Annotated in this window: 6 protein-coding genes and 2 rRNA genes (1 of these 8 only partly in view); 7 read left to right on the top strand and 1 reads right to left on the bottom strand. The window is 63.7% G+C overall.

What is annotated here, in order from left to right; genetic code table 11:
• The 7 genes from WBN46_RS15340 to WBN46_RS15310 form a co-directional block, all read left to right on the top strand.
• Positions 1 to 1080: ribosomal RNA gene (locus WBN46_RS15340) — 23S ribosomal RNA — on the top strand; it begins 1799 nt to the left of the window's first position.
• A 126-nt stretch (positions 1081 to 1206) separates the two neighbouring features.
• Positions 1207 to 1321 (top strand): 5S ribosomal RNA (gene rrf, locus WBN46_RS15335).
• Between the two features lie 92 nt (positions 1322 to 1413).
• Positions 1414 to 2643 carry a dipeptidase gene (locus WBN46_RS15330; RefSeq protein ID WP_337732317.1) on the top strand — a complete coding sequence of 410 codons (1230 nt, stop codon included), beginning with the start codon at positions 1414 to 1416 and terminating at the stop codon, positions 2641 to 2643.
• A gap of 111 nt (positions 2644 to 2754) precedes the next feature.
• Positions 2755 to 3597 carry a metal-dependent hydrolase gene (locus WBN46_RS15325; protein WP_337732316.1) on the top strand — a complete coding sequence of 281 codons (843 nt, stop codon included), beginning with the start codon at positions 2755 to 2757 and terminating at the stop codon, positions 3595 to 3597.
• A gap of 194 nt (positions 3598 to 3791) precedes the next feature.
• A complete protein-coding gene (rpoH, locus tag WBN46_RS15320; protein ID WP_192199889.1) occupies positions 3792 to 4670 on the top strand; it encodes an RNA polymerase sigma factor RpoH in 879 nt (292 codons plus the stop codon).
• 130 nt (positions 4671 to 4800) lie between these two features.
• Positions 4801 to 6234 carry a hypothetical protein gene (locus WBN46_RS15315; RefSeq protein WP_337732315.1) on the top strand — a complete coding sequence of 478 codons (1434 nt, stop codon included), beginning with the start codon at positions 4801 to 4803 and terminating at the stop codon, positions 6232 to 6234.
• 44 nt (positions 6235 to 6278) lie between these two features.
• A complete protein-coding gene (locus tag WBN46_RS15310; RefSeq protein ID WP_337732314.1) occupies positions 6279 to 6782 on the top strand; it encodes a DUF1203 domain-containing protein in 504 nt (167 codons plus the stop codon).
• Here the strand turns inward: WBN46_RS15310 and WBN46_RS15305 are convergent.
• Positions 6755 to 8032, bottom strand: a complete 1278-nt coding sequence (locus WBN46_RS15305) for an NAD(P)/FAD-dependent oxidoreductase (RefSeq protein WP_337732312.1) — start codon at positions 8030 to 8032, stop codon at positions 6755 to 6757. The two genes, WBN46_RS15310 and WBN46_RS15305, sit on opposite strands and share 28 nt — an antisense overlap.
• Between the last annotated feature and the right edge of the window lie 31 nt (positions 8033 to 8063).

Raw genomic sequence — 8063 nt, 5'->3', positions numbered from 1 at the left:
TGTGACGCCTGCCCGGTGCTGGAAGGTTAATTGATGGGGTCAGCCGCAAGGCGAAGCTCTTGATCGAAGCCCCAGTAAACGGCGGCCGTAACTATAACGGTCCTAAGGTAGCGAAATTCCTTGTCGGGTAAGTTCCGACCTGCACGAATGGCGTAACGACAGCGGCGCTGTCTCCACCCGAGACTCAGTGAAATTGAAATCGCTGTGAAGATGCAGCGTTCCCGTGGCAAGACGGAAAGACCCCGTGAACCTTTACTATAGCTTTACATTGAACGTTGAGTTCGTCTGTGTAGGATAGGTGGGAGGCTATGAAACCGAGGCGCTAGCTTCGGTGGAGCCAACCTTGAAATACCACCCTGATGTGCTTGACGTTCTAACCTAGGTCCGTAATCCGGATCGGGGACCATGTATGGTGGGTAGTTTGACTGGGGCGGTCTCCTCCCAAAGAGTAACGGAGGAGCTCGAAGGTACGCTCAGCGCGGTCGGACATCGCGCACTGTGTGCAAAGGCATAAGCGTGCTTGACTGCGAGATCGACGGATCAAGCAGGTACGAAAGTAGGACTTAGTGATCCGGTGGTTCTGTATGGAAGGGCCATCGCTCAACGGATAAAAGGTACTCCGGGGATAACAGGCTGATACCGCCCAAGAGTTCATATCGACGGCGGTGTTTGGCACCTCGATGTCGGCTCATCACATCCTGGGGCTGTAGTCGGTCCCAAGGGTATGGCTGTTCGCCATTTAAAGTGGTACGCGAGCTGGGTTCAGAACGTCGTGAGACAGTTCGGTCCCTATCTGCCATGGGCGTTGGAGATTTGAGAGGGGCTGCTCCTAGTACGAGAGGACCGGAGTGGACGAACCTCTGGTGTTCCGGTTGTCACGCCAGTGGCATTGCCGGGTAGCTATGTTCGGAAGCGATAACCGCTGAAAGCATCTAAGCGGGAAGCGCGCCTCAAGATGAGATCTCCCGGGGCACAAGCCCCCTAAAGGAACCATCAAGACTAGGTGGTTGATAGGTCAGGTGTGTAAGTGGGGTAACCCATTGAGCTAACTGATACTAATGATCCGTGTGGCTTGACCATATAACCTCAAGTGGCCTTGGACTCGACGATATCGTCAGAGAAAATCCAATGCCCGCTACGTCACAAGACCCTATGAGAGACTGGCGCCTAAATCCGTTTATTGGATGGCGACGCTCCAACCCTCTCCCTGGTGAAATTAGCGCTGTGGTCCCACCCGTTCCCATCCCGAACACGGAAGTGAAACGCAGCCGCGCCGATGGTAGTGTGGCTTAAGCCATGCAAGAGTAGGTCATCGCCAGGGGCTTTACCCCGAAACCCCCGTCCGATAGGACGGGGGTTTTTTCTTGCGTCGCTTTGGCCAACAATCGATCCTCATCTCACAGGGGACGATGCATGAAGCGGTGTCGATTGATCTTGGCGATTGCGCTGATCGTGCCCGGTGCTGATGCTGCGGCAGGAGGCACGTCGATGACGGCGCAACGCGTGCATGAAGCAGCGTTGGTGCTTGATACGCATCTGGACACGCCCGCGAATCTGCGGCGCCCCGGCTGGAGCATCGCAGACAATCACCAGCATGAAGGCGATCTCTCGCAGGTCGACCTGCCGCGCATGAAGGCTGGCGGGCTGGATGGTGGCTTCTGGGTGATCTACACGGCCCAAGGTGCGCGCGATGACACCGGCAAACGCGCCGCGCGCGACCATGGTCTCGAGCGTCTGGCCAGTATCCTGGAGATGCTCGCGGCGCATCCTGCCGAGATGGAACTCGCGCTCACCGCGGATGACGCCGAGCGGATCGCCGGTGCCGGCAAGCGCGTGTCGTTCATCAGCATGGAAAACGCCGCGCCGCTGGCGAGTGATCCAACCCTGCTGACGGCTTACCATCGCCTGGGGTTGCGCATGCTCGGCATCACCCATGTACGCAACAATGATTTCGGCGATTCTTCCACCGATCCGGCAGGTGCCGAGTGGAAGGGACTCAGTCCGGCCGGACGGGCTCTGGTGGCCGAAGCGAACCGGCTTGGCATCGTGCTGGATGCGTCGCATGCCAGCGACGCGGTGTTCGACCAGTTGCTCGCGCTGTCTTCGGCGCCGATCGTCTTGTCGCATACGAGTGCCGATGCGATCTACGACCATCCGCGCAATATCGACGACGCGAGAATCCGCCACCTCGCGGCGAAAGGCGGGGTGATCCACGTCAATGCTTACGGCGGCTACCTGGTCGACATCCCGAAGATTCCGGAACGCGAAGCGGCGATGGAAAGCCTGTCGAAGACGTTCGGCCCCGAAAACAGGCTGCCGGCGGATCGCGTGGCGGACTATCTGGCCGAGCGCCGCGCAATAGACGTGCGGTATCCCGCCAGACGGGCGACGTTCGACGAATACATGGCACACCTGCTGCACATCCTGAAGGTTGCTGGCGTGGATCATGTCGGCATCGGCGCAGACTGGGATGGCGGCGGTGGCGTCGTTGGCCTGGAAGATGTCAGTGCCCTGCCACGGATCACCGAGGCGCTGCTGGCGGCAGGCTACTCCGAAGTGGACATTCGGAAAATCTGGGGCGGCAACCTCCTGCGCGTATTGCGGCAGGCGCAGGAGGGCGCCGCGCCCCCGGCATCTCCATGATCGCAAGGGTGCACTGCCGATACTCTTCGACGACCGCTCCGCTGTGGGTGAATCGATGCGGTGGGTCAGGACGCCTTCGCCCTCGCCGGTGAGCACGGGCAGGGCCGAGACATGAGTGAATCCATCACGCCGCGACGCTTCGTTGCAGGCCTTCCTCTCGACATTCCCCGGCACTGGTTGCCGGGCAACGAAGTGGTTTCGTCGCTGCTCAACGCATACACCATCCTGGTGCCCGCGAACGAAGCCTTCTATATCCGGACGCTCAATGCGTGCATGCCGCATGTCGCCAACGACGCGCTGCGCGGGCGCTGCCAGGCGTTCATCCGGCAGGAGGCGCAACATGGAGTGGCGCACAAGCGCTACTGGGACAACCTGGATGCGCAGGGATACGCATACCGTGGCTTCGAGCGCACGGTTGATCGTGTCGTCTTCCGCACGATGGACCGCTACGCGCCGCTTTGGCTACGGGTCTCACTGGTGAGCTGCGTCGAACACATCAACGCATTCCTGGGGTATGAGTTCCTGTCGCAGTCGATCCTGGTCGAGGCGGATCCAAGTGTGCGCGACCTGATGGAATGGCACTTCGCAGAAGAGATCGAGCACCGTGCAGTCGCGTACGATCTGCTGCAGGCGATTGCGCCTCGCTACTCGGTGCGCCTGCTGGGCGCTCTGACGACAACCACGCTCTTCTACGCGTTGATGATCGGCATGGCGACGTCACTGTTGGCCCAGGATCGCTTGTTGTGGAGAAAGGCCTCCTGGCGCCAGGTGGCCCATCACCTCGGGAAGGGGTATGGGATGGCGCGCCGCACCCATCGTCACCTGCGCGATTACCTGCGTCGGGACTTCCATCCTTCGCGTTTGGAGGGTGCCGACGACCTTGCCGCCCAGGTGCTGGCGAGGCAGGCTCGGAAAGCGCCGCCCGCCGTCGTGGCGATGTCCTCTCGAACCTGAACGCCAGATCGCCGGAGCGGGTGAGGGATTTCCGAACTAGCTGGGCGTTACGTGATCCGGGATTGCCAAGTAATTGATAGGGCAGGAATATTCCTGGACTAGCCCGCCGGAGGGAGATTGTTGCAGACGTAGGACAATGGGGAACTTCCCTGGTGGTTAGCAGTCGAACCCCCCGACTGCTAACATCCCTGCCCATGAGCCAGAACACTCCTACTACCGCCCTGGTCACCAACAGCCTGCCGATTCCCAGTGCCCTGGGTTCGCTGGACGCCTACATCAGTGCCGTGCACCAGATCCAGGTGCTGTCGGTCGAGGACGAGCGAGCGCTCGCCCACCGTTATCGCGAGGATGAAGACCTCGACGCAGCGCGCGAGCTGGTGCATTCGCACCTGCGCTTCGTGGTGCATGTCGCCCGCGGTTACAACGGCTACGGCCTGCCGCTGGGGGATCTGATCCAGGAAGGCAACATCGGCCTGATGAAGGCGGTGAAGCGTTTCGATCCCGACATGGGTGTGCGCCTGGTGAGTTTCGCGGTGCACTGGATCCGTGCCGAGATGCACGAGTTCATCCTGAAAAACTGGCGCATCGTGAAGGTCGCCACGACCAAGGCGCAGCGCAAGTTGTTCTTCAACCTGCGCAAGTCCAAGACACGCCTGGGCTGGATGAATGCCGAGGAAGTCAGCGTCATCGCCAAGGACCTCAACGTGTCCGAGCGCGAGGTGCTGGAGATGGAAGCGCGCCTGTCTGGTCGTGACATCGGTTTCGACGCCTCCTCTGACGAGGACGAGGATCATGCCCCGCCCTCTCCGGCCAGCTACCTGGTCGCCCACGATGAGGATCCTTCGCAGGCCTACGAGCGTGCGGACAGCGAAGACAATCAGATGGAACTGCTGCGCGAAGGCCTGGCGAATCTGGATGAGCGTTCGCGCGACATCATCAAGCGCCGCTGGCTGGATGGCGAAAGCAAGATCACGCTACAGGAACTTGCCGACGAGTACGGCATTTCCGCCGAGCGTGTCCGCCAGGTGGAAGCCAACGCGCTGAAGAAGATGAAGGCGCTGTTCGCGGCCTGACCCGGCATCGCGTCAGCGTACTGAAGAGGCCCCGTAAGGGGCCTCTTTTCGTTTGCAAGGTTCATCGATCGGCGGAAGTGTGATCCACTACGCCGCGATCCGCCTCGGGCGGCAACTAAAGGAGCAGGGCATGGCGTGGGGCAACAAGCGGCAGTGGGTACTCGCGTTGGCATTGGCATGCGGCATGGGGGCGGGCGCGGGCGGCACGCCGGCCATGGCGGCCATGGCGGCCGAAACCGGCAACACCAAATCCTCCGGCGAAACGCGCGGCGTGAGTTTCAGCATCGATCGCGAGGAATACGACGCGCAGGCGCGCGCCGCGATGCAGATCGATCCGGTGGTGTCCGCGCAGCTTGGCGCGATTCGCAAGGTCGTGCTGGACGATGCCGCGAGCATGGACCAGCCCGGCCCGGACGTACTGGTGTTCGACGTCGAGGGCAGCCGTGGCAAGGGGCGCGTCACCGCGCGTTTCATCACCGTCAGTGCGACGGAGGAGGCGCTCGGCCCCGGCGTGCTGGTGATGTCGGACGGCACCGAGCACGTGATCGAAGGCGACGCCGACGCGTTGGCTGCGGAAGACGACCACCATGGGCACGACCACGATGAGGACGTCGGGGCGGGCGCCGATCTCTTCACCCGCCAGGCGCAGGAAGCCGCGCAGCGGTATCCGCTGATCCGCCAGCACATCGGCCAGATCACGACATTCGAGATCGACACGGAGGCTACCGGTGCCGCGCCGGGCATGAACACCTTCGTGTTCGACGTGGTGGGCGACAAGGGCCGTGGGCGATTGGAAGCGGACTTCATCACCGTCAGCGCCGAGACCGAACGCCTCGGCAAGGGCGTGCTGACGCTGGCCAATGGCCGCCGCTTGCCGTTCGAAGGCGAGCCGCGCGGTGAAGACGAGCCCGCCGATGAAGTGGGCGTCGATGGCCTGTTCGGCGACATGCAGGACAACATATTCACCCGCCAGGCGCGCGTCGCCGTGCAGCGCTACCCGCTGGTGCAGCAGCACATCGGCACGCTCGCCTCGTTCGAATTCGACCTGGCCGCCACGGGCGAGGCCGAGGGTGCCAACGAGTTCGTGTTCGCACTGGCGGGCGACAAGGGGCGCGGCCGCATCCTCGCGGAATTCATCACCGTGGACGCCGACACCGAGCGTCTCGGAAAGGGTGTGCTGACGCTCGCCGATGGCCGCGAGATTGCGTTCGAGGGCGAGGCGCCGATGGAGGGCGAACTGGCGTCGCCGCGCATCGATACGGATCGTGGCGAGGTGCCCGATACGTTCGCGCGGCAGGATGGCATCTTCGTGCTGCAGGCCAACGCGGCGATGCAGGCGCATCCGGTCGTGCAACGCCACATCGGCGACATCCGCGAGGCTGCCTTCGACCGTGACGCGTCCTGGGCAGCGGAAGGCGAGCTGTATGTCTTCGACCTGAAAGGCAGCAAGGGCGCAGGCCGCCTCGAGGCCGAATTCATCACGGTCGATGCGGACAGCGAGCGCATCGGCGACGGCGAGCTGGTCATGGCCGATGGCAAGCGCTATCCGCTGGACCCGAAGTAGGCCGGACAAGATCCGGATAGCGTCGCCTCAAGGGCGGCACGAACATGGCATCCCGTTTCCCGCAGCGTGATGCCATGTCGTTCGTGATCCGCGGGCTGTCGCCCGAACCCTTCCGTCCTCTGTTCGCGCTCGACGCCGCCGCACTGGCGGCGCGCAACATCCGTCGCGTCGTCGCCGATGCCGACCGTGGCTTTCCCTGCCGCGTTACGCTGCAGGATGCGCAGCAGGGCGAGACCCTGCTGCTGCTTCCCTACCCGCACCACGATGTCGCCGGTCCGTATCGCGCCAGTGGGCCGATCTACGTGCGCGAAGCGGCGCTGCATATCCATGCCGCCGAATACCACGACACATTGCCGCCGTCATTCCCGCGCCGGTTGCTGTCGCTACGGGCCTATGACGAGGACGGTCTGATGCGGGACGCCGAGGTGGTGGAAGGCGCGAACGCGTCACCGCACCTGCAGCGTCTGCTCGACGCGCCCGGTGTCGCCTATCTGCACGTGCATAACGCACGTCCCGGCTGCTATGCCTGCCGCGTGGATCCCGGCTGATCCTCGTCCTTGCCGAGGATGATCCGCGCGCCGCGCTGGTAGCTCCAGTACGCCCAGCACCAGTTCAGCAGCACGACCAGGCGGTTGCGGAAGCCGATCAGGAAGAACACGTGCGCGGTCAGCCAGAACCACCACGCCAGCAGCCCGGAAAATTTCAGCCGACCGAAATCCACCACCGCCGCCATCCGCCCGATCGTCGCGAGATTGCCGTAGTCCTGGTAGCGGAACGCGCCGGGCGCCGGACCACCCGACAGTCGCGCACGCAGCACCTGCGCCACGTGCCGGCCCATCTGTTTCGCCGCCGGCGCCACGCCGGGCACGGGACGCCCGTCCGAGGTCACGGCGGCGAGATCTCCCGCGACGAAGATGTCCGGATGACCCGTGACGCTGAGATCGGGCTGCACCGGCACGCGGCCGGCGCGGTCCAGTGGCACGTCCAGCGAGCGCGCCAGCGGTGATGCCGCCACACCGGCCGCCCACACCACCGTCTTCGCGGGCACGAAGGCGTCGCCCAGCCGGTAACCCTCGTCGGTGATGTCGCTGACCGGCGTGCCGGTCACGACCTCGACGCCCAGTTTTTCCAGTTGCCTGCGCGCCTTTTCCGACAGTGCGTCGGGAAACGAAGCCAGCACGCGCGGTCCCGCTTCCACCAGTCGCACGCGCGCCTGCGAGGGATCGATGCGGCGGAATTCGTTCTTCAGCGTGTGCCGCGCGATCTCCGCCAGCGTGCCCGCCAATTCGACCCCGGTCGGTCCACCGCCGACGATCGCGAAGCTCAGCCATGCGGCGCGCCTGCCTGGATCGGTCTCTGCCTCCGCACGCTCGAACGCGAGCAGCAGGTGACGTCGCAGTTGCAGCGCATCATCCAGCGTCTTCAGGCCCGGTGCGTGTCGCGCCCATTCATCGTGACCGAAGTAAGCGTGCGTCGCGCCCGTGGCCAGCAGCAACGAGTCGAACATGATCGTCGTGCCGTCCGCCAGGACGACCTGCCTTGCATCCGGCTCGATCGATGCAACATCGGCCAGCCGTACTTCGACGTTCTCCTGTTTGCGCAGGATGTGGCGCAGCGGCGCGGCGATATCGGGTGCGGACAGCCCGGCGGTGGCCACCTGGTAGAGCAGGGGCTGGAACAGATGGTGGTTGTGGCGGTCGATCAGGGTGATGCGTACCGGCGCGGAAGCCAGCGCACGCGTGGCCCAGAGTCCGGCGAAGCCGCCGCCGACGATGACGAGATGGTGTCCTGCCTGCATGTCGTCTCCTGCTGCCATGGTCGCGTGGCGT

Source organism: Pseudoxanthomonas sp. CCNWLW251, assembly GCF_037402255.1.
Lineage (GTDB): Bacteria > Pseudomonadota > Gammaproteobacteria > Xanthomonadales > Xanthomonadaceae > Pseudoxanthomonas_A.
This window is presented reverse-complemented; position numbering and strand designations above follow the sequence as displayed.

What these genes read in the sequence shown, in the direction of transcription:
- WBN46_RS15330 (WP_337732317.1), top strand. Translation starts at nt 1,414, where the DNA reads ATGAAGCGGTGTCGATTGATCTTGGCGATTGCGCTGATCGTGCCCGGT.
- WBN46_RS15325 (WP_337732316.1), top strand. Translation starts at nt 2,755, where the DNA reads ATGAGTGAATCCATCACGCCGCGACGCTTCGTTGCAGGCCTTCCTCTC.
- rpoH (WP_192199889.1), top strand. Translation starts at nt 3,792, where the DNA reads ATGAGCCAGAACACTCCTACTACCGCCCTGGTCACCAACAGCCTGCCG.
- WBN46_RS15315 (WP_337732315.1), top strand. Translation starts at nt 4,801, where the DNA reads ATGGCGTGGGGCAACAAGCGGCAGTGGGTACTCGCGTTGGCATTGGCA.
- WBN46_RS15310 (WP_337732314.1), top strand. Translation starts at nt 6,279, where the DNA reads ATGGCATCCCGTTTCCCGCAGCGTGATGCCATGTCGTTCGTGATCCGC.
- WBN46_RS15305 (WP_337732312.1), bottom strand. Translation starts at nt 8,032, where the DNA reads ATGCAGGCAGGACACCATCTCGTCATCGTCGGCGGCGGCTTCGCCGGA.